The following is a 26,748-nucleotide window of genomic DNA, read 5'->3' on the forward strand; positions in this document are numbered from 1 at the left end:
AGCCGACCCTGAACTCCATAGGCGGCCACGTCGTCCTTGGTACAAAACCCCTTTCGATGAGGTGGAGGCGCGTGCGTCAGGTGATTCCCCCCGGACCGGTCATCGGGTTCGTCGGCGTGCTGGGCCTGCTCACCGCGCTGCACGACGCCGCCGACCTGGGCCCACGGGGGTGGGTCGCCGGCCTGGCGAGCGGTGTCGTCCTCGCGACGGCGCTGGCCCACGGGCTGGTGCGCCTCGCCCGGCGCTCCCTGCTGCCCGCCGACCGCGTGACCCTCACCCGCGCCGTGCTGGCCTGTGGGGTGGCGGCTCTCGTGGCGGACCCTGACGCCAGCCCGGTCGCCGTCGACCTTTTGGTCGCCCTCTCGGCCGTCGCCCTGGTGCTCGACGCGGTCGACGGCTGGGTGGCGCGTCGCACGGGCACGGCCAGCCCGATGGGCGCCCGGTTCGACATGGAGACCGACGCGTTCCTCATCCTCGTGCTCAGCGTTCAGGTCGCGCGCGACCTCGGCTGGTGGGTGCTCGGCATCGGCGCGGCTCGCTACGTGCTGCTCGCGGTCGGCGCGGCCGGGCGCTGGGCCCCCTGGCTGCGGGGGCAGGTGCCGGCCCGTCGGTGGCGCAAGGTCGTGGCGGCATACCAGGGGATCGCCCTGACGGTGGCCGCGGCGCAGGCACTGGCGCCGCCGCTCGTGACGGCGGTCGTCGCGGCAGGACTCGGGCTTCTGCTCGTCTCCTTCGGCACCGAGGTCGCCGCCCTCCGGCGGCAGGCCCTGCGCCCGTTCGGCGGCGCGGTCCCCCACCCGGTCCCGTTCGACGCGACCGTGGCCCGAGCGGTCCGGTGACCGCTACCACCCGACCTGCGCGTACGCGCACGCGTCCGGTCGTCGGGCACGTCGCGACGGCGGTCGCCCTGGTGGTGCTCTGGGTCGCGCTGCTTGCCCCGGTCCCGGCCATCGGCTGGTACCCCACACCGCTGGCCCTCCTGCGGGTGCCGCTGGAGGGAGTCGTGCTCGTGGCGGCCCTGCTCGTGCTCCGCGGCCGCGTACGCCGGTGGCTGGCCGTCGTCGTCGGCGTGCTCCTGGGCGCCCTGTTCGCCCTCCGGGTGCTCGACGCCGTCTTCGTCGCCGCCCTCTACCGGCCCTTCAACGCGCTGACCGACTGGCGCTACGTCGGCTCCGCGCACGACCTGGTCGGCGACGCGGTGGGCCCGACCGTCGCGCTGCTCGTCGTCGCCGGCGCCGTGCTGCTCCTCCTGGGCCTGGTCGCCGTCGCCCCGTGGGCCGTGCTCCGGGTCGGCAGCCTCGTCGAGCGCCACCGCTCAGCGGCGTGGCGGGTCGCGCTCGCCGGCGCGGTCGCGTGGCTCGTCTGCGCACCGCTCGGGCTCAGCGTCGGCCCTGACCTGCCCGTCGCGTCAGCGACCACCGCAGCCCTCACCGCCCACGAGGTCACGACGGTCCGCGACGCGTCTGAGGACCGCGCCTCCTTCGCGACCCAGATCCCCGTCGACGCGTTCGCCGACGCGCGGCCCGACCGGCTGCTGACGGCGCTGCGCGGCAAAGACGTCGTCGTCGTGTTCGTCGAGAGCTACGGCAGGGTGGCGGTCGAGCGGAGCCCCGACGTCGCCACGGCGCTGGCGAAGGGAACGAGCAGCCTGCAGGCCGACGGCTGGTCGACCCGCAGCGCGTGGCTCACCTCCCCGACCTTCGGCGGCATCAGCTGGCTCGCCCACTCGACCCTCCAGTCGGGCCTCTGGGTGAGCAGCCAGCAGCGCTACGACCAGCTGCTCGAGACGCGACGCCTCACCCTCGCCCGGGCGTTCTCGGAGGCCGGCTGGCGGACCGTCGACGTCATCCCCGCCGACTGGCGCGACTGGCCCGAGGGCCGGGCCTTCTACGGCTACGACCACATCTACGACGCCCGCACGCTGGGCTACGCCGGCCCCGGCTACGGCTACGCCCCGATGCCCGACCAGTACACCCTGTCAGCGTTCGACCGTCTCGAGCTCGCCCGCCCCGACCGGCCACGCATCATGGCCGAGGTCGACCTCGTCACGAGCCACGTGCCGTGGGCACCCCTGCCGCGCCTCGTTGACTGGTCAGCCGTCGGCGACGGCTCGGTGTTCCTCGCCGACGCCGGCAAGGCGCCCACCCGCGACGTCGTGTGGCGCAGCACCGACCGGATCAAGACGGCATACGGCCAGACCGTCGCGTACTCCCTCGACAGCGTCGTGTCGTTCCTCGAGGGCACGAAGGACGACAACCTCGTCGTGCTCGTGCTCGGCGACCACCAGCCCGTCAGCGTCGTCTCCGGCGAGAACGCGAGCCATGACGTGCCCGTCAGCCTCGTCACGCGCGACAAGGCGGTGCTCGAGCGCATCCGCAGCTGGGGCTGGCAGGACGGGCTGCGGCCGGCCGCGAACGCGCCGACCTGGCCGATGGACCGCTTCCGTGACCGGTTCCTCACCGCCTACGGCCCCGGTCACGACGGCTGACCGCCGGTCGGCACGACCCCGCGTCCAGAGGCGCCGGGTGAACCGCGGTATGCGCTCGCTCGTCTTCGTGGGCAAGAGTCCAACACCACGACGCCAAACCTGACGCCGCGGCGCGACACCGGCGACAGGAGAGACCTGATGAGACTCCGGATCTTGGGTGCGGCGGCGTTGATCGTCTCCGCCGCGGTGCACGGCTACCTGTGGTTCGACGGCGTGCGCAACCAGTCGGTCGGGCCGATGTTCCTCGTCAACGTCGTGGCGGGCGTGGTCATCGCGGTCATGCTGCTGCGCTGGGAGCACTGGGTCCCGGCGTTCCTCACCCTCGGCTTCGGCGGGGCGACGCTCGGCGCGTTCATCATCTCCACCACCGTGGGCCTGCTCGGCATCAAGAGCCAGTGGTCGGGCCTCGCCGTCTTCCTGGCGGCGGCCGCCGAGATCGTCTGCATCGTCGTCGGCGCCACCCTGCTGCTGCGGGCCCGGTCGTTCTCGACCCACCTGTCCCCGACAGGGGCGACGCCGGCGACGCCGGCGACGCGCGGTCGCCACGCGTCCTGAAGCCCGGTCTCTCGACGGCTGCCCTGCCGGTCAGAGAGCCGGCAGCAGCAGCCGGACGCTCGTGCCGCGCCCCAGCTCGGAGTCGACGTGGATGCGACCACCGTGTCGCGTCACCACGCGCTGGGCGATGCTCAGGCCCAGGCCGGTGCCCGGGACCTTGAGGCTGGCAGGGTTGGTGCCGCGGAAGAACTCGGTGAACAGGCCCACCTGGTCCTCCGGCGAGATGCCCAGCCCGTCGTCGGCGCACTCGAGCACGACGCGGTCGCGCCGGCTGGCGACCGACACGGCCACCGAGCCACCCGCCGGCGTGAACTTCACGGCGTTGCTCACGAGGTTCTGAACCACGCGCTCGAGGTCGCCGGCGCTGCCGCGCACGAGGGGCAGCTCGGGCTCGAGGTCGAAGGTGAGCGTCACGTCCTGGTGGTCGGCCCGCGGGCGGAACATGTCGACCACCTCGCGCGACACCGTGCCGAGGTCTACGTCGGCCTGGGGCATGGCCCGGTCGGGGTCGCTGACCCGCGACAGCGTCAGCAGGTCGTCGACGAGGCTCTGCAGCCTCTCGGTGTTGCGTTCGATGACCCCCAGCGACCAGTCCGGGTTGCTGTCGGGCTCCTGCCGCAGCAGCTCGACGTGCCCGACGATGGAGGCGAGGGGATTCTTCAGCTCGTGCGACACGGTCGAGAAGAGCTGGGTCTTGCTGCGGTCGGACTCACGCAGCTCGGCAGCGACCCGGCGCTCGGCGGCATACAGACGGGCGTTGCGGATGGCGCGGCCGAGGTCACGGCCGATCTCGAGCGCCGCGGCCGCCTCGGCCTCGGTCCACTCGGGGTCGCCGGGGCTGCGCGTGCACGCGATGTAGCCGAAGCAGGCCGACCCCGACCCGATCGGCGCGACGAGGATCGAGCGGGCCCGCGCGTCGCCGAGGAACTGCCGCACCTCGGCGAGCTCGTCGGCCCGCCACATCAGGTCGGCGTCGCCGCCGCTGTCCTGGTCGACGACGGCGACCCCGCCCGTACGCCAGCGGCGGGTCGCGACGTCACGGGCGATCGCGACGAGCGAGACGGGCGTGCGGACCGGCCCGCCGCTGCGGGCCGCGACACTCTCGCGCTCGTCGTCGTCCTCACCGGCGAAGGCGCGCATCCAGAGGCCCGAGGTGGCCAGTCCTGCCGCGATCGGCTCGGAGGCAACGTCGAGCACCTTCGCCGGGTCGAGGTCCTCCTGCGCTATGCGGGCGACGGTCTGCACCGCCTCGACGAGCCGGACCCGTTCGGAGAGCGCGTTGCGCTGGCGAGCCGCGGAGATCGCGATGCCGGTCTGGTGGGCGAACAGCTCGAGCACGGCGCGCTGGGTGAGGTCGGGGCGGCGGCCGCTGAGCGGCAGGTCGACCGACAGGATGCCCAGAAGGTTGCCGACGGCGTCGAAGAACGGCGCGATCAAGGTGTCCTCGGGGTTCCACGCGTCAGGATCGTCGGCCGGCGCCGTCCAGTCGGAGGCGACCCAGCCGTCCTCGGAGCCGGCAGGCAGCTGACCGGCCGGCACGAACCGTAGGCCGCCCCATCGCTCGGCCACCGCGAACTCAGCCTCGAGATTGATCCGGGGAGTGCGCCGCCCCATCAGCTCGCTGCGCGCGTCGTCGTCGCCCGCGACCGCGACGACCTCCACGTCCCCCGACGGGATGACGAGGCTGATCGCGGCGACCTTGAAGCCGACGACGTCGGCCGCACCGTCGACGACCATCTCGAAGAGGCTCTCGAGGTCGTCCTGCGCGCTGACCCGGTTCATCAGCTCGGTGAGGCGCCCGAGCGCCCGCACCTCCCACGTCACGCCGTCGCGCACCCCTGCTCCCCTGGCCTCTCGCTCGTGTCGGCGCCTTCGCACCGCGCTACGAATCGTCCTTCTGGTCACGATATGTCCGACCGGCGCGCAAGAGGGCCGGTCCGTCGGAATTGGCCTCGGCGAGCGTCCGGGGCAGCGACACCGTGAACGTCGCACCCTGCTCGGGCTCGGACTCGACCGAGACGGTGCCGCCGTGGCCCTCGGCGATGGCCCGCACGATCGACAGCCCGAGCCCCGAGCCCTGGATCGCCCTCTCGTTGGCGGCGTTGGACCGGAAGAACCGCGCGAAGACCCGCTCGTGGTCGGCGGCCGGGATGCCCATGCCGGAGTCGGCGACGACGAGGTGCACCGTGCTCGGCTCCTGCTCGTCGACCCGCAGCCCGAGGCTGACCCGGCCGCCGTCGGGCGTGAACTTCACGGCGTTGGAGAACAGGTTGGTCACCATCCGCTCGAGGGCCACGGGATCGCCCTCGACCCACAGGGGACGCTCCCCGAGCTCCACCCGACGGTCGAGGTCACGCTGGGCCGTCACCGTGTTCACGGACGACCACGCGCTCGCCACGACATCGGTCAGGTCGCACCGCCGCAGGTCGAGCTGGAGGCGGCCGGCCTCGATGCGGGAGTTGAGCAGCAGGTCCTCGATGAGCGACAGCAGGCGCCGCCCGTTGCGGTCGACACGTGAGACGAGCTCGACCTGACGGTCGGTCAGCGGGCCGGCGGCGCCGTCCTCGAGCATCTCGGCGTAGCCGAGGACACTCGCCAGGGGCGTCCGCAGCTCGTGGCTCACGGTCGAGACGAAGTCGGACTTCGTGCGGTCGAGCGCGGTCAGCTCCTCGACGGCCTGCCGCTCCCGGTCGAGGGCGACCTGCAGCGCGATCTCGGCCTGGCGACGCCGGGTCACGTCCTCGGCGACGGCTAGGTAGCCGGTGAGGCTCCCGGACTGGTCCCGGATGCCGCTCATCGTCAGCGACACGGTGCGCCGCGTGCCGTCCCGGCGCACGCAGGTCCAGTCGCGGGTCTCGGCGGGCGCCCCCTCCCTGACCAGGTGGACCAGCACGTCGAAGCCGGGCTCGACGCCGAGCTCGGCCGCTCGGGTGGCGATCTCGGCGGGGTCGTGGAGCAGCGGCCAGTCGTGCCGCCCCACGACGTCGGACGCCTGCCAGCCGATGACGTTCTCGGCACCTCGGTTGAAGAGGGTGACGACACCCTCGAGGTCCATGCCGATGATGGCCGTGGCGGTCGCCGCCTCGAGCACCGCCTCGACGAAGGTGCGCGCGGCGCGTTCGTCGGTCACGTCGACACCGGTCTTGACGAGGTGGGTGCGGCGGCCGTCGTCGTCGGTGAGGTAGGCGTTGGTCCACACCATCCGGCGCACGCCCAGACCCTTCACGTGCCAGTCGTGCTCCTCGGTGAGCGGGGAGGTGCCGCGGGCGATCCCGGCCATCGTCGCGACGACGCGCTCGCGGTCGGCCGCGGGGAAGGCGTCGGCGGCGAGCCGTCCGACGATCGCCTCCTCCGTGTCACCGATGAGCCGGGCGGCTGTGGCGTTGAGACGCGCGATCGTGCCGTCGCGGTCGACCACGACGATGGCGCTCGCGGCGGTGTCGAGCACGACACCGCTGAGCTCCACCTCGTCGCGCAGCTCGGACAGGGCGGTGCGGCGCTGGGTCGTGGCGACGGCGAGCGACAGGGCCGTGACGGCCGCGGTGGCGAGGAAGGCCTGTGTCAGGGCCCCGACGGTCTCGGGCCGGATGCCACCGGTGAGGGCCGCCGACGCGAACGGGCCACCCCCGCGACTCGTCATGACGACCGCGGTCACCCCGACGACGAGCAGCTGCACGGCGACGGTGCGCTGACCGAGGCGCAGCGCCCCCCAGACGAGCACCGGGATGGGCAGGAACGCCAGGGGCAGCAGCTGGCCGGCGTGGAAGACCCAGACGGTCACCCCCACGACCGCGACCCACTGGACGAGGTCCTCGAGCCCGAGCGGCTGAGCGCGCAGGACCCGCGCCGCGAGACCCATCGGAGCGAGCACCAGCACCGCGGCGGCGTGCGACGCCGTCACGGCCGACATCGTCGCGAGGAACGGCCCGTCCAGTCCGAAGCGCACCGTGAGCCCGGCGAGCACCCCGAACACCAGAGCCCCGGCGAGGGTGGCCGCGAGCAGCCGCCAGAGGTCCTCCATCGAGGCCAGGGTGGGTCGGCGGACGCCACGCGTGAGCAGGCCGTGGACGACGGCCGCCTCGGCCGCGTTCGCAACGCCGAAACAGAGGGCGACGACCGACGGTCTTCCCCCGTAGTAGTTGGCCGCCCCGCTGGAGAGGAGCACCCCGACCAGGAAAAGATAGGCCCGACGGTCACGGCCGGTGGCGAGCAGGAACGAGACGGCAAGTCCTGCCGCCGGCCACCAGACCGCCACCGTCGACCCGGGCGGGGCGAAGCGCACCGCGGTGACGCCCAGCACGAAGACGCCGACGAGCGCGAGCAGCGCCCAGACCCACCAGTTCCAGCGCGAGAGGACGGGCCGCGTCACGCGGCCACCCCTGACGGGGCGTGCCGCGGCGTGGAGCCGGCCGCAGTGCTGGGCGCGCACGTCATCTACCCATGATGTCGCAGACGGGCTGACAATCCGACAAAAAGGGCGTATGCCACACCGTGTCGTGGGACGTGGCAGCTTGGGACGTGGCGTTGTGAGATGTGGCGTGAGATGTGGCGGCGTGGGCCCGGGGGTCACCAGCCCGACTGCATGGCCGAACGCTGGGGCGCCGGTTCACGGGTGAGCTGCAGGAAGCCGTGGGGCAGGTCCTGCCGCTCGATGCCACGCCGGAGCATACCGGTGGCCGCCTCGAGGGCGACCTCCTTGCCGACGAAGGTCGGCTCCGCGCAGATGAACTCCCGGCCCTTCCAGCGAATCGTGCACCCACCGGCGTGCTGCACGTTGCGCGCCCAGTCGGTGCCCTTTCCCCACGGCAGCGCGATGAGGAAGGTCGTGTCCGTGGGCACCACAGCGATCGGGGTCTCGTAGGGCCTTCCGCTCTTGCGGCCCGTGTGCCGGAGCACCGCCCAGAGAGGGAGGAATCGGTGCCCCGCGAGGCGCACCGCGACCTTGTTGAACTGCTTCGCGCTTGCGGGAGGCCCGGTCATGCGTCAAGCATGCGCCCGGCCGTGGGCTTGCGGAAGGCTCAGCCGAGGTGGCCCCGCACGGAGGCATGACCCCTGAGCAGGTTTCGGGCGATCGTGCGTCGCTGGATCTCGTCGGTGCCCTCGTAGATCCGCAGCAGCCGCAGCTCCCGGTACCAGCGCTCGACGGGCAGCTCGCGCGTGTAGCCCATGCCGCCGTGCATCTGGAGCACCCGGTCGACGATCTCGTTGGCCTTGACCCCGCCGAAGAGCTTGGCCATCGACTGCGACTGGCGCGAGTCGATGCCTCGGTCGACCTGCCACGCGGAGGTGAGCACGAGCCAGCGCAGCGCCTCGATCTCGACGGCTGAGTCGGCGACCATCCACTGGATGGCCTGCCGGCTCGCGATCGGCTCGCCGAAGGTGACGCGGTTGCGCGCGTGCTCCATCCCCATCTCGACGAGCCGCTCGCAGGCGCCGAGCGCGCGGGCCGGCAGCATGTAACGGCCCTTGCCGATCCACCGCATGGCGAGCTCGAAGCCCTTGCCCTCCTCGCCGAGGATGGCTGAGTGGGGCACCCGCACGTCCTCGAAGACGAGGGCGGCCGGGCCCCACTCGCCCATGGTGTCGATGGGCTCGCTGCGCCAGCCGAGCTCGCGGTCGACGAGGAAGCACGTGACGCCGCCGTCGGCGCCCTTCTCCTTGTCGGTGACCGCGAAGACCATGACGAAGTCGGCCTCGTGGCCGCCGGTGATGAAGGTCTTCTCGCCGTTGATGACCCACTCGTCGCCCTCGCGGCGGGCACCTGTGCGGATGGCGCGGGCGTCGGAGCCGGCCCCGGGCTCGGTGATCGCGAAGCACGACGTGCGCGTGCCTTGGATCGTCGGCACGAGGTAGCGCTCCTGCTGCTCCTCGGTGGCGCTGAAGAGGATGTTGTCGGCCTCGCCGCCGAACTTGAACTGCACGAACGAGCGGCCGAGCTCGATCTCGATGAGGGCGGCGACCACAGCGCCCTGGCCCATGCCGCCGTGGCTCTCGGGGGTCTGGATGCCGAAGAAGCCGGACGCTTTCGCCTTGTCCTGCAAGGCTTTCAGCTCATCGGCCGTGATGCCGCGCTCATGGCGCCGCTCGCGCTCGAGCACCTGCTGCTCGAGCGGCATGACCTCCTTGCGCACGAAGGTGCGCACCCAGTCGCGGATCTCGCGCTCCTCGGCGCTGAGGTCGAAGTCCATGGTGCGATCCCTTCGTCGGTCTGTCGCTCGGTCTCTCGGTTCGATGCGTATGCCGGATGCCGCGGTCACGCACCCGCGCTCAGCGGGCGGCATACCTCCGCAGCTCGGCCTTGGCGAGGGCGTTCTTGTGCACCTCGTCGGGGCCGTCGGCAAAGCGCAGCGTGCGGATGCCGGCGAAGGCCGCGGCGAGCTCGGTGTCCTGGCTCAGGCCGGCGGCGCCGTGGGTCTGGATGGCCTTGTCGAGGATCCACTCGACCGTCTTGGGCGTCGCGATCTTGATGGCCTGGATCTCGGTGTGCGCGCCCTTGTTGCCGACGGTGTCCATCAGCCAGGCGGTCTTGAGCACGAGCAGGCGCAGCTGCTCGATGCGCACACGCGACTCGGCGATCCAGTCGCGCACCACGCCTTGGTCGGCGATCGGCCGGCCGAACGCGACGCGCTCGGACGCACGGCGGCACATCGCCTCGATGGCGACCTCGGCGAGGCCGATCGAGCGCAGGCAGTGGTGGATGCGGCCTGGGCCGAGCCGGGCCTGGGCGATGGCGAAGCCGGTGCCCTCCTCACCGATGAGGTTGGAGGCGGGAACGCGGACGTCGGTGAACCGCAGCTCGGCGTGGCCACCGTGGTCGTGGTCGTCGTAGCCGAAGACCTCCATGCCGCGCACGATTTCGAGGCCGGGGGCGTCGCGCGGGACGAGGACCATCGACTGCTGCCGGTGCCGGTCGGCGGTGGGGTCGGTCTTGCCCATGACGATGAAGATCTCGCACTCGGGGTTCATCGCGCCGGTGATCCACCACTTGCGGCCGTTGATGACGTAGTCGTCGCCCTCGCGGCGGATCGAGAGCTCGATGTTGGTGGCGTCGCTGCTGGCGACGCCGGGCTCCGTCATGGCGAAAGCAGAACGGATCTCCCCACGCAGCAGGGGTTCCAGCCATTCGGACTGCTGGTCCTCGGTGCCGAACTGGGTGAGCACCTCCATGTTGCCGGTGTCGGGCGCGGCACAGTTGAGCACCGCCGGAGCGAGGCGGATGCAGCGACCGGTGATCTCGGCGAGCGGGGCGTACTGGAGGTTGGTCAGCCCTGGCCCGCGATCCCCGGGGAGGAAGACGTTCCAGAGGCCGAGGTCGCGGGCCTCTGCGCGGAGCGTCTGGAGCACCGGCGCCGTGCTCCACGCCCAGCGGTCGTCGAGGTCCGCGACCTGCTCGTCGAAGACGGGCAGCGACGGCACGATGCGCTCGTCCATGAAGCCGAGCAGCTCCTGGCGCAGCTCCTCGGTCCTGGCGTCGAATCCGAAGTCCATGTGCCTCAGTCCTCCTCGGTGTCGACGGCCCGGAGCCCCGCTGCGACGAGGGGCCCGGTGGCCTCCCCGATGCGCGCGAAGCCCGAGCCGACGGTCTGGCCCTGGGTGTAGCGGTAGTGGATGCCCTCGAGGATCACCGCGAGCTTGAAGTAGGCGAGCCCGAGGTGGAACGAGAGGTGCGTGAGGTCTCGCCCGCTCGCGGCGGCATACCTCTGGCGCAGCTCCGGCCCGGTGATGAAGCCGGGCGTGCGCGACACGTCGGACACGGCGACGCTGTCCATCATGCGCGGGAGCGTCTGGTACGCCTCGAGCAGCGCGACGTCAGTGAGCGGGTCGCCGATGGTCGCCATCTCCCAGTCGAGCACGGCCGACACGTGGTCGTCGTCGGTGACGAGCAGGTTGTCGAGCCGGAAGTCGCCGTGGACGATCGCCGGATCACCTTGCGCCGGAACCGACTTCGTCAGACGGTCGTGCAGCTCGTCGATACCCGGCAGGTCGCGGCTGCGCGAGGCGTCGAGCTGCTGCTTCCACCGCCGCACCTGCCGCTCGAGGAACCCCTCGGGCCGCCCGAAGTCACCCAGACCGACGGCCTCAGGGTCGACGGCATGGAGCGCGACGAGGGTGTCGACCATGCGCTCGCTGATGGCCCTCACCCGCCCGGAACCGACCGGGCCGAGCTGCGCGGCGAACCGGTACGGCGTGCCTGCCACGCGCTCCATGACGTAGAAGGGCGCGCCGATGACGTCGGGGTCGTCGCACACGGCATACGTCGTCGGGACCGGCACGGCGGTGTCGCGCAGCGCGGTGATGACGCGGTGCTCGCGCCCCATGTCGTGCGCGGTCGCCAGGACGTGCCCGAGCGGCGGCCGCCGCACGATGACCGTGGTGGCGCCGTCACCGACCTCGTAGGTGAGGTTGGACTTGCCGCCGGCCACGACCCGCCCGGTGAGCGGGTCGTCCAGCAACCCGGGTGCGGCGCTGCCGAGCCAGTCCGCCAGACGCGCGAGTGGGAGTCCGGGCGGGTCCTCGAGCGGTCGCTCGGGCCCGGTGGTGCGGCCGCGCTCATCGGGTCCGGTCACGTCAGTCCTTCGGGCCGCCGGCCACGTAGATGACCTGGCCCGACACGAACCCGGCTCCCTCGCTGACGAGGAACGACGCGGTGGCGGCGATGTCGTCGGGCTGGCCGACGCGGCCGACGGGGATCTCCTTGGCCGCGCCCTCGAGGAACTGCTCGAAGGTGATGCCCATGCGCTCTGCGGTCTGGCGCGTCATGTCGGTGGCGATGAAGCCCGGGGCGATGGCGTTGGCCGTGACGCCGAACTTGCCGAGCTCGATGGCGAGCGTCTTGGTGAAGCCCTGCAGGCCGGCCTTGGCGGCGGAGTAGTTGGCCTGGCCGCGGTTGCCGAGGGCGGAGGTCGAGCTGAGGTTGACGACGCGGCCCCACTTGGCGTCGATCATGTGCTTCTGGGTGGCCCGCGTCATGAGGAACGAGCCGCGCAGGTGGACGTTCATCACGGCGTCCCAGTCGCCGGCGGTCATCTTGAAGAGCATGTTGTCGCGGATGATGCCTGCGTTGTTGACGAGCACCGTCGGTGCGCCGAGCTCGGCGGCGACGCGGTCGACGGCTGCCTGCACGCCCTCCTCGTCGGACACGTCGACCCCGACGGCCAGACCCTTACCTCCCGCCGCCTCGACCTGCGAAACCACTGCAGCACAGGCGGACTCGTCGAGGTCGAGCACAGCCACGGCGAACCCGTCGGCGGCGAGGCGCTGGGCGACGGCCGCGCCGATGCCGCGGGCGGCGCCCGTGACGATGGCGGTGCGCTGGGTGGTCGTGTCGGCTGTGGTGGGCTGGTCGGTCATGCGTGCTCCTGGGTGGGGGTGGTGGAGGTCTGGGTCTGGTGGTCGAGCTTCTGCTGGAGCCGGTTCATGCCGGCGAGCCAGGCGTCGGGGTGGGCGGCACGCTGCGCGTAGTAGTCGCGCACCTCCGGGTGCGGGAGCACGTAGAAGTTGTCGGTCGCGAGGGCCCCCCACGCGGCCTCGGCGACCTCGTCGGCCGTCAGGGTCGCGTCGAGGGTGAGGAGGTCCTTGAGCGGTCCCGAGCCATCCAGCATCCGGGTCTGCACGCCCTGCGGGCAGATGGCCTGGACCACGATGCCGCGGTGCCGGTAGGTCGCGCTGAGCCACTCGGCGAAGGCGACGGCCGCGTGCTTGCTCACCGAGTAGGGCGCGTCGCCGAGCATCGTGAGCAGGCCTGCAGCAGAGGCGGTCACGACGAGGCGGCCGCCGCCTGCCTCGAGCCAGCAGGGCACGAGCAGCCGGGCGGCGCGCACGTGGGCGAGCACATTGGTCTCGAGGGTGCGGGCCCACTCGGCGTCCGAGGCGTCGAGCCCCTCGAGCGTGCCGATGCCGGCGTTGGCGAAGTAGACGTCGACGTGCCCGAGGTGCCCGTATGCCGTGTCGACGAGGTGGCGTACGCCTGCGTCGGTCGAGGTGTCGCCGGGAACGGCGAGCGCTCCGGTGTCGGCGGCGACCGCGGCGAGCTCGTCGGCGTCGAGGTCGGCGACGACGACCTGCCATCCCTCACGCGCGAGGCGGGTGGCGATGGCTCGCCCGATGCCCCGGGCGGCTCCGGTGACGACGGCGGTGTCGGGCATGCTGCTCCTCGCGAGTGGACTAAGCGCTTGCTTACCTTGACGACAACAGCCCCTCCCCGTCAAGTGACCCACCCCCCTCTCCACCCGTCGAGAGGCCAAACTTCGCGGCCTCGCACCCGTCGAGAGGCCAAAGCTGGCGGGCGCCTACCGGTCGAGGGGTCACTGCTGGCCGTCTCAGGAGGTGACGCGCTGGATGAACGCGACCGACCGGTCCAGGGCCTCGCGCCCCGCGGCCGTGTCGAGGTCGAGCTGGTACTCGTGGCCGAGACGCGGCTCGTGGTCGTCGGCGAAGAGCAGCGTCTCGTGCTCGACCCCGTGCGACTCGAGCGACTCCACCAGACCCAGCGTGTGCGGGAGCAGCGGGTCGCCGTTGCCTGCCGAGACGAAAGCGGGAGGGAAGGCGGGCGTGAGGTTCGGGGGGATCGAGCCCTGAAGGGTGACCCGTTCGTCGTGCCGCTGCGGTCCGAGGTACGACCAGATCGCCGTGTCGACGAGCCAGCTGCCGAGCCGGGTCGACCCACGGGCCAGCGTGAAGTCGTAGGCGCCACAGAAGAGCACGACACCCCGCAGCGCGTCCGGCGGCACGTCCAGCGCGATCCCCACGCCGCGCGCGTACGCCTCGTCGGTGGCGAGCAGCGCGACCTGCGCGGCGATCTGGGCACCGGCCGAGTCCCCCGCCAGGACGATCCGCGTGGGATCGATGCCGAGGCGGTCGGCATGGTCGACGAGGTGCGCGAGGGCGGCCGCCACCTGCCCCACCGGCTTCGGGTAGCGCGAACCCGGCGCGATCGAGTAGTCGACCCCGACGGTCGCGAAACCCCTGCCGGCGAGCACCCGCAGGTAGTTGGCCACGTCCCCCTTGGAGCCGCTCACGAAGGCGCCGCCGTGCACCCAGACGACCGCCGGCAACGGGCCATCGCGCTCCGGGCGGAAGACGTCGAGCCGCCCGTCGGGCGAGGAGATGTCGTACGCCTCGTCGACGTCCTCGACGAGGCCGGCGGGAACATGCCGCTCGAGCGCCGAGCTGGCGCGAGCCGCCACTCGGTCGAAGATCGCCCGGATGGCGAGTGCGGACGGCCACGGCGTCACCCGGGTTGCCACGGCGAGCAGGCCTGCGGCTGCCGTCGCACCCCGCGCGGCGGTCCGGGCCAGGGCGCGCGTCCGGAGCCCGGTGCCGCGCATGGGTCGAATCTAGACCCGACGCCGACGCGCGTGACCTCTCGACGGTTGGGAGGCCGCGAACTTTGGCCTCTCGACGGTTGGGAGAGGGTTGGGGTGTGGGTGGGAGCGGGCAGGATCTGGGCATGGAGCTCTCCGACGTCGTCGCCACCTCCCACGCCGTCGCCGCGACGTCGTCGCGCACCGCGAAGGTCGAGGCCCTCGCCGCCTGCCTCGCCCGCGCCGCGGCCGACGGCCCGGCCACCGTCGAGGTCGTCACCGCGCACCTCTCCGGCGCATTGCCGCAGCGGCGCATCGGCGTCAGCTGGCGCGGGCTGCAGGGACTGCCCGAGCCGGCCGAGACGAGCACCCTCACGGTGCAGGAGGTCGACGCCGCCGCGACCGCCATCGCCGCCATCGGCGGCTCGGGCTCCGCCGTGGCGCGCACGGCCGCCGTCCGCGACCTCTTCGGGCGCGCAACCGCCGACGAGCAGCAGTGGCTCCGCGGCCTCATCACGGGCGAGACGAGGCAGGGCGCAGGCGACGGCGTCATGCTCCAGGCCGTGGCCAAGGCGGCGGGCGTGCCCGACGCCGCGGTCCGTCGCGCCGTCATGCTCGCCGGGTTCGCCGGTCCGGTCGCGAGCGCCGCCCTCACCGGTGGAGTCCAGGCGCTCGAGGCACTCACCCTCGAGGTCGGCCGGCCGCTGCGGCCGATGCTCGCCGGCTCGGCTCCCGACGTCGCGGCCGCCCTCGCCACGCTGGGAGGCGGGGTCGTGGTCGAGGCCAAGCTCGACGGCATACGGCTGCAGGCGCACGTCGACAACCGCACCAGCCCGGGGTCCGTACGCCTCTTCACCCGCACGCTCGACGAGGTGACCGACCGCATGCCCGAGATCACCGAGGCGCTGGCCGCGCTCGACGTCGAGACCCTCGTGCTCGACGGCGAGGTCATCGCCCTCTCCGCGGGTGGTCGGCCGCAGCCGTTCCAGGTCACCGGGGCGCGAACGGCGAGCACTGCCGACGTCGAGCGGCTGCGCGAGGAGGTGCCGCTCACCCCCTTCTTCTTCGACCTGCTCCACCTCGACGGTGACGACCTGCTCGACGAGCCGGCAGCCACGCGCTGGGCCACGCTCGCCGAGACCGTTCCTCCGGCGTGGCTGGTGCCGCGTGAGCTCACCGACGACGCGGGAACCGCGCAGGAGTTCTTCGCCGACCTCGTCGCGGCGGGTCACGAGGGCGTCGTCGTCAAGGACCCGGCGCTGCCGTATGCCGCCGGGAGGCGCGGTCCGGGGTGGGTCAAGGTCAAGCCGCGGCACACCCTCGACCTCGTCGTGCTCGCCGTCGAGTGGGGCAGCGGGCGCCGCCGCGGTTGGCTGTCCAACATCCACCTCGGCGCACGCGATGCCGACTCAGGTGAGCTCGTCATGCTCGGCAAGACCTTCAAGGGCATGACCGACGAGATGCTCGTCTGGCAGACCGAGCGGTTCGGCGAGCTCGCGGTCGACCCGGCAGATGTCGAGGCCGGCCGGTCGGGCCAGCAGTGGGGTGTCGTGCCGCTGCGACCCGAGCAGGTCGTCGAGATCGCCTTCGACGGCGTGCAGCGGTCGAGCCGCTACCCCGGCGGCATGGCGCTGCGCTTCGCCAGGGTGCTGCGCTACCGCGACGACAAGCCGGTCTCCGAGATCGACACGGTGCAGACCGTGAGGTCGCTCGCGGGCTGGTGAGCTGCGAGTCCGAGCGGCGCGTCCCGTGAGGGCCGCGCCGCTACCTGTTGCCGCTACTTCGACGCCGAGTTCCTCCCGGCCGACGCGGGTGGTCGCCTGTCGGAGCTGTCCGTGATCCAGGTGAAGGGGTGGCGCCGAGACGTGCCGTATGCCGTCACCGGCTCCCGTGGGTCATGCCGAGTCCCAACATGCCGACCCCCGACACAGCCCTCGTCTACCCGGGCACGGGCATGTTCGAGGGCACGAACCTCTCCGAAGGGCGAGGCACGACCCGTCCGTTCGAGCTCATCGGCGCACCCTACGTGGACTACCGGTGGGCCGAACGCCTTGCGGCCCTTGACCTTCCGGGTGTCGGGTTCCGCGAGGCCGACTTCACGCCGACCTTCGACAAGCACGTCGGTCTCGTCTGCGGCGGCGTGCAGGTCCACGTCACCGACCCCTCGCGGTTCGACCCGATCCGCTCGACGGTCGAGATGCTCGTGGCGGCGAAGGGGATCTACAGCGACGTCGCCTGGCGCTACGACTCCTACGACCCGGCGCGGCCCTACTGGATCGACAAGCTGACCGGCTCGCAACGGCTGCGCACCCAGATCTCTGCCGGCGCACCCACCGCCGAGGTCGTCGGTTCGTGGCGGGACGAGCTCGCGGCCTTCGACGCCCGGCGTCAGCAGTACCTCCTCTACACCGGCCCGGCGAACTGACCGGCCGTCCAGACTGCTGCACGATCAAGGAGTGACATGCGCCTGCGCACCCTCGTCCCGGCCGCCCTCGGCAGCCTCGCCCTGGCGGGAAGCCTCGTGACCGCGGGGCCAGCCGGGTCGGCCACGGCGGACGACTTCAGCAAGCCCGACCGCGGCTTCGCCCCGCCCAACACCGTGCTCTCCGACGCGAGCCCGGCCTCGCTCGGGCTCGACCCGGCCCCCATCGCCGAGTCGGTCGCCCAGATCCACGGCCACGAACAGGTCGACGCCTCAGGCCACCCGCTCTTCGCCGGGGCGGTCGGGATCATGGGGCACGAGGGCCACGTCGTCGAGCGCGACGCGAGCGGATGGGCCCTGCGCTACGCCGACGCGACGACCGAGCTCCCGCGTGACCAGTGGGAGCCGATGCGCACCGACACGATCTTCGACCTGGCGTCGGTGTCGAAGCTCTTCACCTCCATCGCCGTCGTGCAGCTCATCGAAGAAGGTCGCGTGAGGCTCGAGAGCCCCGCGGCGGCGTACCTCCCGGAGTTCGCGGCCAACGGCAAGGGCGCCGTGACGGTGCGCCAGCTGCTCACGCACACCTCGGGCTTCACGTCGTGGCTGCCGCTCTGGAGCAAGTGGCCCGACAAGGCCTCGCGCATCAAGGCCGTCATGGACCAGCCGCTCACCAACCCGGCCGGCTCGACCTACCTCTACAGCGACCTCAACCTCATCACGCTCGGCGTCATGGTCGAGAAGCTGCGGGGCGCGCCGCTCGACACCGTCGTGCACGACCGCATCACCGCGCCGATCGGCATGGAGGACACCGGCTACAACCCGACCGACAAGGCCCGCACGGCGGCGGCGGAGTTCCAGACCGCCCCGCCGCGCGGGATGGTCCGTGGCGAGGTGCACGACGAGAACGCGTGGTCGCTGGGTGGGGTGGCCGGCCACGCGGGCGTCTTCTCGACCGCGGACGACCTCGCCGTCCTGTCCCAGGCGCTGCTCAACGGCGGCACCTACGACGGGCACCGCATCCTCAGCCGCAAGAGCGTCGAGCAGCTCGTCACGGACTTCAACAGCGACTGCCCCGGCGACAGCCACGGGCTCGGCTTCGAGCTCGACCAGCGCTGGTACATGGACGCCCTGTCCGGCCCGCGCACCGCCGGCCACACGGGCTACACCGGCACCTCCATCGTCATCGACTTCACGTCGCGCTCGTTCGCGATCCTGCTCACCAACCGCGTGCACCCGTCGCGAAACTGGGGCTCGATCAACCTCGCCCGCCGAGAGTGGGCCCATGGGATCGCCGCGTCGATGGGCATCCGGCCCCGCCATGGCGACTCGGCCTGGTTCACCGGCTCCGACAACGCCGCGACGACCACCCTGACGACGCCCACGCTGACCGTCGACCCGCGCGGCGCCCGGCTCGGCTTCGACCTCTTCGCCGACACCGAGGAGACCGACCTGCTGCACCTCGAGCGCTCGACCGACGGCGGGGCCACGTGGACGGCGCTGTCGTTCGAGGTCACCGACCGTGGCGAGACCGAGGCCGCAGACGGGGTCGTCTCGGGTTCCGGCACGCGACGGTGGGTGCAGGTCCGTGCAGACCTGCTGGCGGGCGCGCAGCAGCTGCGCTGGCGGCACACCACCGACGGCGGCTACCTCGGGCGCGGCATCGCGGTCGACGACGTGCTCGTCAACGGGCCAGGCGGCATCCTGCTCGACGGCGAGAAGACACCCGGCGCGTTCACGGCCGACGGGTGGCGGCTGCAGGGCCGCGAAGCCGTAGCGTAGGCCCATGCCCAGGACCGACGACGGGACCTCGTCCCCCGCAGGTGCGACGAGCACATCGCTGCTCATCCGCCTGCGGGGGATCAAGCCGTCCCTCTCGCCCGCCGAGGACCGCGTGGCCGACATCGTGCTGGCCGACGCCCGACGCGCGGCCGGGCTCACCATCAGCGAGCTGGCCACTGCGGCGCGCACGTCGGAGACGACGGTGCTCCGGTTCTGCCGGAGGCTCGGCCTGCCCGGCTACCCCCAGCTGCGCCTGACCCTCGCCGAGGAGTCCGCCCAGCCGCGCACGATGAGCAACAACGGCACCGACATCAGCGCCAAGGACTCGATCGACGACATCATCGCGAAGGTCGCGTTCACCGACGCGAGCGCCGTCGAGGAGACGGCGCAACAGCTCGACCGCGAGGCGATGGCCACGGCGGCGGCCACCATCGCCAAGGCCGGACGCGTCGACATCTACGGCATCGGCGCCAGCTCGATCGTCGGCACCGACCTACAGCAGAAGCTCCACCGCATCGGCATCGTGGCCTTCTCGTGGAACGACCCGCACATCGCCCTGACGAGCGCCACGCTGCTCGGGCCTGGCGACGTCGCCGTCGGCATCTCGCACTCAGGCACCACCACCGAGACGATCGAGGCACTGGCGGCCGCTCGCTCCACCGGAGCCAAGACCGTCGCGATCACGAACTTCCCGCTCTCGCGGCTCGCTTCCGGCGTCGACTTCCTGCTCACCACGGCGGCACGCGAGACCAGCCTGCGTTCTGGCGCGACAGCCAGCCGCATCGCGGCCCTGACCGTGGTCGACTGCCTCTACATCGCCGTGGCCCAACGCAACCTGCGCCGGGCCCGCAAGGCCGTCGTCGACACGCGCGAGGCCGTCGCCGGCCACCACGTCACCGACTAGGCCGATCACGCTCCCGTCCCTTCATCGACTGCCCACTTCCCGACACATCGAGTGCCCATTTTCGTGTGTTCTGGGTCAGGAAATGAGCACTCGACCCGAGCGGGCCGTCGGTAAATGGGCACTCGACTCGGGGAGGACCGTCTGGGCAGGGAGCGCTCGACACGCGTGACCCGGTTGCGCCCTGGGAGTCTGGAGGTGTCGTGACGAGAACGTCACTCATTTACGGCATTGACGGCATACGCGTAGGAAACTAACCTCCAACGAGTGAGCAGCGAGGTGACCGTGGACGCCCCCACCGAGGAGCGCCATCCGGGGACGACGTCCATCGACACCCACACCTCCCTCGACATCCTGCGCACGCTCAACGCAGAGGACGCGACCGTCGCCGCTGCCGTCAGCGAGGTGCTGCCTGAGCTGGCTCGCCTCGTCGACCGGGCCGTCGACTCGCTGCGCTCCGGTGGCACCGTCCACTACTTCGGCGCCGGCACCTCCGGTCGCCTGGCCGTGCTCGACGCCGCCGAGCTGCTCCCGACGTTCAACGTCCCTGCCGGCCTCTTCGTCGCGCACCACGCGGGCGGCCCCCAGGCGCTGCTGCGCGCCATCGAGAACGTCGAGGACGACGCCGACCTCGGCCGCTCCGAGGCCGACCCGCTCCGCCCAGGTGACATCGCGATCGGCCTCACGGCCTCAGGGCGTACGCCGTTCGTGGCCGGCGCGCTCGAACGTGCCCGCGAGCGCGGCGCCGTCACCGGCCTCGTCACCGCCAACCCGAACGCCGAGATCGCCGAGCACGCCGACCACCTGCTCGCCGCCCGCACCGGCCCCGAGGCGCTGACCGGCTCGACCCGGCTCAAGGCCGGCACTGCGCAGAAGCTGGTCCTCAACTCGTTCTCGACGGCCGTGATGATCCGGCTCGGCCACACGTGGAGCAACCTCATGGTCGACGTCGTCGCCACCAACGCGAAGCTTCGCGGCCGCGTGCTCCGCATCCTGCAGGAGGCCACCGGCGCCGATGCCGCGCAGGCCCGCGCCGCCCTCGACGACGCCGACGGCGAGCTGAAGCCGGCGCTGCTGTCGATGCTCGCGGGCGTCGACGCCAGCACAGCTCGACGTGCCATGGCCGAGCACGAGGGGTCGGTCGCCAGGGCCCTGCTCGCGCTCGGCGGTCCGCCCCGGGGCACCACGCGCACCACGCCCGAGAACTGACCTCACCACCGAACTCCCGCACCGCCCTCTCCCCATCAACGGTGTCCCCCGGCACCACGCAGAACCCGACAGGAGCACAACAATGACGTTCGCCCCACGCCTCGCCGGCTCGTCGCGGGTCCGCCGCACCATCCTCACGGTCGCCGCCCTCTCCGGGGCCCTGGCCGTGACGGCCTGCTCGCCGTCCTCGTCGGACAGCTCGGGCGGGGCCGATGCCGGCGCCGACGGCAAGACCACCCTCACCGTGTGGTCGTGGCGCGTGGAGGACGAGGCGGCGTACAAGAAGATCTTCGACGCGTACGAGAAGTCCCACCCGAACGTGAACATCGAGTTCAAGGCCTTCAAGGCGACGGAGTACAACAAGATCCTCGCGACCGGGCTCGCCGGCGCCAACGGTCCCGACGTGCCGCAGGTCCGCTCGTACGGCCAGCTGCAGGGCACCGTCGCGAGCAAGTCGCTGCTGCCGCTCGACGGCAAGATCGACCTGTCCGGCTGGGACGAGAACGTCGTCGCGAGCACCAAGGGCAAGGAGGACGGCAAGACCTACTCCGTCCCGCTCGCGCGCCAGACGGTCCAGATGTTCTACAACCAGGGCCTGTTCGACAAGAACGGCATCGCGGCACCGACCACGTGGGACGGGTTCGTCGCCGCCAACGACAAGCTGATGGCCGCCGGGGTCACGCCGATCGCCGTCGGCGCCAAGGACGACTGGACCCTGCCGATCGTCCACGAGGTGCTCGCCGGCTCCCGCTTCGGCGGCAAGGCCTTCCAGAGCGAGGTGCAGTCGGGCAAGAAGTCCTTCACCGACCCCGACTGGGTGGGTTCGGTCAAGGTCGTCGCCGACCTGGCCGAGTACATGCCGAAGAACGTCACCGGTGTCGCCCAGACGGATGCCCAGACGCTGTTCTCGGCCGAGAAGGCCGCGATGATCCCCGGCGGCAGCTTCGACCTGTCCGTCTTCCAGAAGGCCAACCCGGCCATGAAGATCGGCATCTTCCAGGTGCCACCCGCCCCCGGCTCGCCGAGCGGTTCCACCGCGACGACGGCAGGATGGGCCGATGGCAACTTCGCCGTCTCCGCCCGGTCGAAGCACCCTGCCGAGGCCACCGAGCTCGTCACGTGGATGACCTCCAAGGAGTTCGGCCAGATGGTCAACGACGACATCAAGCAGCTCTCGGCGGTGCCCGGTGTCGAGCCGACCGACCCGCTGCTCAAGCAGATGAGCGACAACTACTCGAAGTCGGGCTCGCCCTACCTGCTGCTCACGGACTTCCGCTACGGCGCCCCGTCGGGCACCGAGCTGCTCGGCAAGGGCATCCAGGAGATGCTGCTCGGGTCGAAGGACGCCGCCACGGTGAGCAAGGAGCTCGACACCGGCATCAAGACCTGGTTCAAGCCGAGCGCGTGACGCTCGACCCGAGAGGCATGGCATGAAGCGCCGCACCGGCCTGCTCTTCGTCGCCCCGGCGCTCGGGCTCTTCGCGGTGTTCGTGCTCTACCCGATGGTGACGGCGTTCTCGTACGCCTTCTTCCACTGGCAGGGCACGAACCGCGGGGAGTTCGCCGGGGTCGCGAACTTCACGACGCTCTTCACGAAGGCGCCGTTCACGACCGACCTGCCCCAGGCGCTGCTGCACAACGTGCTCTTCTTCGTCGGCACGATGCTCATCCAGAACACCTTCGGGCTCACCATCGCGTATCTGCTGCACAGCCGCCCGCGCAGCCGCCGGGCGCTCCAGACGCTGTACGCGATGCCCTACCTCGTGAGCCCGATCGTCATCGGCTACCTGTGGACGCTCCTTCTCTCGCCGACCTTCGGGCCCCTGAACACGCTGCTGACGAGGATCGGCCTCGAGTCGTGGGCGCTGCCCTGGCTCGGCGATCCCAAGACGGCCCTGTGGGTCGTCATCCTCGTCAGCGTGTGGCAGTGGATCGGCTTCCCGGTGCTGCTCTACGGGGCGGCCCTCGGCGGGGTGCCCGAGGAGCTCACCGAGGCGGCCCGCGTCGACGGGGCGAGCAACCGCCAGGCGTTCTTCCGGATCACCCTGCCGCTGCTGGTGCCGGCCATCGGCACCGTGTCGGTGCTCACGTTCATCTTCGCCATGGAGGCCTTCGCCCTCCCGTACGCGTTCGGCGGGTCGACCGGAAACCCTGCCGGCGCAACCGACTTCGTCTCGCTGCTCTTCTATCGCACTGCCTTCGACTCGGGCGCGACCGACGCGATCGGCAGCTCGTCGGCTCTGGCGACCGTGCTCTTCCTCATCATCTTCGGCGGGGCCTACGCCGCCACCGCCGTGCTGCGCCGACACGAGCGGAGGATCACCGCATGACCACCGCCGTCGTCACGACCGAGGCGCCGCCGCAGCAGGCCGGCACGTCGACCCCACCGCCCAGCCGGCGCCGCCCGCCGCGGCCCAACCGTCCCGTCGGCGGAGCGGGCGCCGGGGTGCTGCTCTGGGGGTATGCCGCTCTGGCGCTCGTGCCACTGCTGCTCATGGTCAGCAACAGCTTCCGCAGCAACGCCGACCTCATCACCGAACCGCTCGGCCTGCCCTCCCCGCCCACGACGGCGAGCTACGTCGAGGCGTGGACGACCGGCAGCTTCGCGACGTACTTCGGCAACTCGCTGGCCGTCACGGTCGGAGCGGTGGCGATCTCGACGTCGGTGGCGACGATGGCCGCGTACGCCCTGGCTCGCGGTCGCTCCAGGATCTTCCGCTGGCTCGAGTCGCTCTTCCTCTCGGGCCTGATGCTGCCGATCCACCTCGCGATCCTGCCGATCTTCTACCTCTTCGACGGGCTCGGGCTGGTCGACTCCCGGCTCGGCCTCATGCTCATGTATGCCGCATCGGGCATCCCGTTCTCGATCTTCGTGCTCACGACGTTCTTCCGGCAGCTGCCCGAGGAGCTGGAGGAGGCGGCGGCCCTCGACGGCGCGACGAGCTGGCAGACGTTCTGGCGGATCATGGTGCCGCTCGTGCGACCCGCCCTCGCGACCGTGGCCGTCTTCCGCTTCGTGCCGATCTGGAACGACTTCCTCTTCCCGCTCGTGCTGCTGCGCCGCGAGGAGAAGTACACCCTCCCTGTGGGCCTCACGACCTTCTTCGGCGAGAACGCGACGAACTACTCGGCGGTCTTCGCCGGGCTCGTCATCACGACGGTCCCGCTCATCGTGCTGTTCCTCGTCGCGACGAAGCAGATCGTCGCCGGGTTGACGGCCGGCATGGCGAAGTGATCGGCTCGCTCGCGTGAGCGAGCGCACGGTGGTCGCCGTCGACGTCGGTGGCTCCGGCCTTCGCCTGACCACGTATGCCGCCGGGCGCGGTCCCGTGCGCACCGCCGCCGGGGCCCGGGTCGGGGTCGGCGGGATCGACCTGGCATCCCTCGTCGCCGATGCTCGGGCGTTGCTCGATGCCGACGAGAAGGCCACTGCGGCAGGGCAGCCCGAGACCCCCGAAGTCGTCGTGTGGTCGATGCGCGGGCTGCTCTTCCTCGCCGACCGTGCCGAGGTGCTGCGCACGGTCGCTGCCGGGCTGGGTGCGCGCCGCACCGTCGTGGTCAGCGATGCCGTCGCCAACCTCGTGGGCGCGACCGGCCGCATCGGCCCCGGTGCCGTGGTCGCCGCCGGCACCGGAGCGGTGGCCTTCGGCACCGACTTCGCCGGCCAGTGGCGGCGGGTCGACGGCTGGGGCCACGTCCTCGGCGACGCCGGCTCGGCCGCCGTGCTCGGCATGGAGGGGCTGCGCGCCGCCCTCCGGGCCCACGACGGCCTGCCTGACGGGTCGCCTGCCCTCCTCGAGGCGGCAACCGCTCTGATCGGACCACCCGAGACGTGGCCGCGCCAGGTCATGACGACGCCCGACGCCCCCGAGCGTCTCGCAGCCGTGGCCCCGATCGTCACGGTCGCCGCCGTCGACGACCCAGTCGCTCGAGAGCTCTGCGCCAGAACGGGATCCGCGCTCGCCCAAGCCCTGCTCCGCGCTGCCGAGGGCCTTCCGACGCCGACCCTGACGGCGACGGGTGGCCTGCTGTCCGCGGCCCCGGTCGCGAGCGCGCTCGACGAGGCCCTCGCCCGCGCGGGAGCCACCCGCTCCCCGGCACTCGGCGGCGCGCTCGACGGCGCCCTGCTGCTCGCCCGGCACCTGCTCGAGACGGGTCAGGTCCCCGCGCACCCGGCATACCTCCTCGTCCGCTGAGCCGGCCCGATCGGGTACGTCCCTGATCGGTCCCAGCAGCCCGTCTACGCTCGGGACACCTCAACGAGCCGACTGGAGCCCGCATGTCCGAGCACGACGACCACCGCCCCGGACTCGGGTCCATGCCCCACGAGACGGGCACCGCGTTCCGCGTGTGGGCGCCGCACGCCGACGCCGTCGCGGTCACCGGCAGCTTCACCGACTGGTCCGGCGACGGTCACGCGATGGTCCCCGAGGAGAGCGGGCACTGGTACGCCGACGTCGACGGCGTGCGCCCCGGCGACGAGTACCAGTTCGTCATCACCAACGGCGACCAGCGCCTCATGCGCATCGACCCCCGCGCCCGGGTCGTCACGAACTCGTCGGGCAACGCCGTCGTCTACGACCGCGACGCCTTCGACTGGGGCGGCGACACGTTCGGCTGTCCCCCGCACGACGAGCTGGTCATCTACGAGACCCACATCGGCTCCTACGTCGCGAGCGAGGGCGACGCCGGCGACCTCACCGGGCTCTCGGGCAAGCTCGAGTACCTGCACCAGCTCGGCATCAACGCGATCGAGCTCATGCCCGTCGCGGAGTTCGCCGGCGACTACTCGTGGGGCTACAACCCGTCGAACCCCTTCGCGGTCGAGAGCGGCTACGGCGGCGCCGATGCCCTCAAGTCGTTCGTCAAGGAGGCCCACAGCCACGGCATCGCCGTGATCCTCGACGTCGTCGTCAACCACTACGGCCCGAGCGACCTCGCCCTCTGGCAGTTCGACGGCTGGAGCGAGGACGGCAAGGGCGGGATCTACTTCTACAACGACGAGCGCTCGGCCACGCCGTGGGGCGACACCCGGCCCGACTACGGCCGCGAGGAGGTGCGCGCCTTCCTCCACGACAACGCCCTCATGTGGCTCGAGGAGTTCCACCTCGACGGGCTGCGCTTCGACGCGACGCTCTACGTCCGCACGATCGACGGCGTCGGCACCGGCGACCTCCCGGAGGGCTGGGACGTCCTGCGCTCCATCACGAACACCATCCACGAGCGGCACCCCGACAAGATCCTGATCGCCGAGGACCTCCAGGGCGACCCTGCCATCACGTCCGCGGAGGACGGCGGCGCCGGCTTCCACGCTCAGTGGGATGCCGGCTTCGTGCACCCCGTGCGGCGCGTGCTCACGGCCGTCGACGATGCCGACCGCTCGATGACCGAGCTCGTCGAAGCGGTGCGCGGCACCGACGAGCCCTTCCGGCGGATCGTCTACACCGAGAGCCACGACGAGGTCGCCAACGGCAAGCTGCGCGTGCCCCACGAGATCGACGGTGACGACCCCAGCGGCTGGGCCGCCCAGAAACGGGCGACGCTGGGGCTGGCCATCGCGCTGACCTCGCCCGGCATCCCGATGCTCTTCCAGGGCCAGGAGTTCCTCGAGGACGAGTGGTTCCGCGACGACGTGCCGCTCGACTGGGAGCGGGCCGAGCAGTTCCGCGACATCGTCCGGCTCGGGCGCGACCTCATCCACCTGCGCCGCGACGTCGACGGCGTCTCACCCGGCCTGCGCGGCGACGGCTTCGAGGTGCTCCACCTCGACGACGAGGCCAAGGCGGTCGCCTGGGAGCGCCGTTCCGGCGACGAGGCAGCCGTCGTGGTCGTCAACGCGAGTGCCGAGGCTCGCGACATCACGACGGGTATGCCGTCCGCCGGGCCGTGGGCGGTGCGCTTCAACTCCGACGCGGGCACCTACAGCGCGCTCTTCGCGGGCCACGAGACCCATGACGTCGAAGCGGTGGACGAGCCCCTCGACGACCACCCGGCGAGCGGCACCGTCTCGGTGGGCGCGTACAGCCTGGTCGTCCTGACGCCTGCCTGACCGCCAGACCGCCTGCAGGGTCCGTGGGGGATCGTCCAC

Annotated in this window: 22 protein-coding genes; 13 read left to right on the plus strand and 9 right to left on the minus strand. The window is 71.8% G+C overall.

Features of this window, described 5'->3' with window-relative positions; genetic code table 11:
* Positions 1-71: 71 nt before the first annotated feature.
* The 3 genes from AB4091_RS20180 to AB4091_RS20190 all read left to right on the plus strand — a co-directional run bounded on the left by AB4091_RS20180 (position 72) and on the right by AB4091_RS20190 (position 3,043).
* The gene (locus AB4091_RS20180) at positions 72-839 is read left to right on the plus strand and encodes a CDP-alcohol phosphatidyltransferase family protein (RefSeq protein ID WP_442294367.1); all 768 of its coding nucleotides are present in this window, start codon (positions 72-74) and stop codon (positions 837-839) included.
* Complete coding sequence (locus tag AB4091_RS20185; RefSeq protein WP_442294369.1) at positions 836-2,488, plus strand: CDP-alcohol phosphatidyltransferase; 1,653 nt, start codon at positions 836-838, stop codon at positions 2,486-2,488. The genes AB4091_RS20180 and AB4091_RS20185 overlap by 4 nt, the downstream gene beginning before the upstream one ends.
* A gap of 138 nt (positions 2,489-2,626) precedes the next feature.
* Positions 2,627-3,043 (plus strand): hypothetical protein, encoded by a 417-nt coding sequence (locus tag AB4091_RS20190; protein WP_442294371.1) that lies wholly within the window; start codon positions 2,627-2,629, stop codon positions 3,041-3,043.
* A 30-nt stretch (positions 3,044-3,073) separates the two neighbouring features.
* On the opposite strand, the gene AB4091_RS20195 is transcribed toward AB4091_RS20190, so the two are convergent.
* The 9 genes from AB4091_RS20195 to AB4091_RS20235 form a co-directional block, all read right to left on the minus strand.
* Entirely contained in the window at positions 3,074-4,879 is a 1,806-nt protein-coding gene (locus AB4091_RS20195; RefSeq protein ID WP_442294373.1) for an ATP-binding protein, read from the minus strand.
* Positions 4,880-4,925: 46 nt separating this feature from the next.
* Positions 4,926-7,412: an ATP-binding protein gene (locus tag AB4091_RS20200; protein ID WP_442294375.1), complete on the minus strand. Its 2,487-nt coding sequence runs from the start codon at positions 7,410-7,412 to the stop codon at positions 4,926-4,928.
* Between the two features lie 197 nt (positions 7,413-7,609).
* Positions 7,610-8,023: a nitroreductase family deazaflavin-dependent oxidoreductase gene (locus AB4091_RS20205; protein ID WP_442294377.1), complete on the minus strand. Its 414-nt coding sequence runs from the start codon at positions 8,021-8,023 to the stop codon at positions 7,610-7,612.
* Positions 8,024-8,061: 38 nt separating this feature from the next.
* The gene (locus AB4091_RS20210) at positions 8,062-9,231 is read right to left on the minus strand and encodes an acyl-CoA dehydrogenase family protein (protein WP_442294379.1); all 1,170 of its coding nucleotides are present in this window, start codon (positions 9,229-9,231) and stop codon (positions 8,062-8,064) included.
* A gap of 79 nt (positions 9,232-9,310) precedes the next feature.
* Positions 9,311-10,531, minus strand: coding sequence for an acyl-CoA dehydrogenase family protein (locus AB4091_RS20215; protein WP_442294381.1), 1,221 nt, complete (start codon positions 10,529-10,531; stop codon positions 9,311-9,313).
* Positions 10,532-10,536: 5 nt separating this feature from the next.
* Positions 10,537-11,610, minus strand: a complete 1,074-nt coding sequence (locus tag AB4091_RS20220) for a phosphotransferase family protein (RefSeq protein ID WP_442294383.1) — start codon at positions 11,608-11,610, stop codon at positions 10,537-10,539.
* Between the two features lies 1 nt (position 11,611).
* Positions 11,612-12,394: a 3-oxoacyl-ACP reductase FabG gene (fabG, locus tag AB4091_RS20225; protein ID WP_442294385.1), complete on the minus strand. Its 783-nt coding sequence runs from the start codon at positions 12,392-12,394 to the stop codon at positions 11,612-11,614.
* On the minus strand, positions 12,391-13,188 hold the full coding sequence (locus tag AB4091_RS20230) for an SDR family NAD(P)-dependent oxidoreductase (protein ID WP_442294387.1): 798 nt from the start codon (positions 13,186-13,188) through the stop codon (positions 12,391-12,393). The genes fabG and AB4091_RS20230 overlap by 4 nt, the downstream gene beginning before the upstream one ends.
* 174 nt (positions 13,189-13,362) lie before the next feature.
* The gene (locus AB4091_RS20235; RefSeq protein WP_442294389.1) at positions 13,363-14,370 is read right to left on the minus strand and encodes an alpha/beta hydrolase; all 1,008 of its coding nucleotides are present in this window, start codon (positions 14,368-14,370) and stop codon (positions 13,363-13,365) included.
* A gap of 122 nt (positions 14,371-14,492) precedes the next feature.
* On the opposite strand from AB4091_RS20235, the gene AB4091_RS20240 reads away from it, so the two are divergent.
* The 10 genes from AB4091_RS20240 (at position 14,493) to AB4091_RS20285 (ending at position 26,709) form a co-directional block, all read left to right on the plus strand.
* Positions 14,493-16,070, plus strand: coding sequence for an ATP-dependent DNA ligase (locus AB4091_RS20240; protein WP_442294391.1), 1,578 nt, complete (start codon positions 14,493-14,495; stop codon positions 16,068-16,070).
* A gap of 188 nt (positions 16,071-16,258) precedes the next feature.
* Entirely contained in the window at positions 16,259-16,771 is a 513-nt protein-coding gene (locus AB4091_RS20245) for a hypothetical protein (RefSeq protein ID WP_442294393.1), read from the plus strand.
* Between the two features lie 36 nt (positions 16,772-16,807).
* Positions 16,808-18,550, plus strand: coding sequence for a serine hydrolase (locus AB4091_RS20250; RefSeq protein WP_442294395.1), 1,743 nt, complete (start codon positions 16,808-16,810; stop codon positions 18,548-18,550).
* Positions 18,551-18,554: 4 nt separating this feature from the next.
* A complete protein-coding gene (locus AB4091_RS20255) occupies positions 18,555-19,454 on the plus strand; it encodes a MurR/RpiR family transcriptional regulator (protein ID WP_442294397.1) in 900 nt (299 codons plus the stop codon).
* A gap of 264 nt (positions 19,455-19,718) precedes the next feature.
* A complete protein-coding gene (locus tag AB4091_RS20260) occupies positions 19,719-20,660 on the plus strand; it encodes an N-acetylmuramic acid 6-phosphate etherase (protein WP_442294399.1) in 942 nt (313 codons plus the stop codon).
* An 82-nt stretch (positions 20,661-20,742) separates the two neighbouring features.
* A complete protein-coding gene (locus tag AB4091_RS20265; RefSeq protein ID WP_442294401.1) occupies positions 20,743-22,068 on the plus strand; it encodes an ABC transporter substrate-binding protein in 1,326 nt (441 codons plus the stop codon).
* A gap of 22 nt (positions 22,069-22,090) precedes the next feature.
* Complete coding sequence (locus AB4091_RS20270; RefSeq protein ID WP_442294403.1) at positions 22,091-22,990, plus strand: carbohydrate ABC transporter permease; 900 nt, start codon at positions 22,091-22,093, stop codon at positions 22,988-22,990.
* Positions 22,987-23,895: a carbohydrate ABC transporter permease gene (locus AB4091_RS20275; RefSeq protein ID WP_442294405.1), complete on the plus strand. Its 909-nt coding sequence runs from the start codon at positions 22,987-22,989 to the stop codon at positions 23,893-23,895. Before AB4091_RS20270 ends, AB4091_RS20275 begins: the two co-directional genes overlap by 4 nt.
* A gap of 13 nt (positions 23,896-23,908) precedes the next feature.
* Positions 23,909-24,856 (plus strand): N-acetylglucosamine kinase, encoded by a 948-nt coding sequence (locus AB4091_RS20280; protein WP_442294407.1) that lies wholly within the window; start codon positions 23,909-23,911, stop codon positions 24,854-24,856.
* Positions 24,857-24,939: 83 nt separating this feature from the next.
* A complete protein-coding gene (locus AB4091_RS20285; protein ID WP_442294409.1) occupies positions 24,940-26,709 on the plus strand; it encodes an alpha-amylase family glycosyl hydrolase in 1,770 nt (589 codons plus the stop codon).
* Positions 26,710-26,748 lie beyond the last annotated feature (39 nt).

The organism is Terrabacter sp. 2RAF25 (genome assembly GCF_052115265.1).
GTDB lineage: Bacteria > Actinomycetota > Actinomycetes > Actinomycetales > Dermatophilaceae > Terrabacter.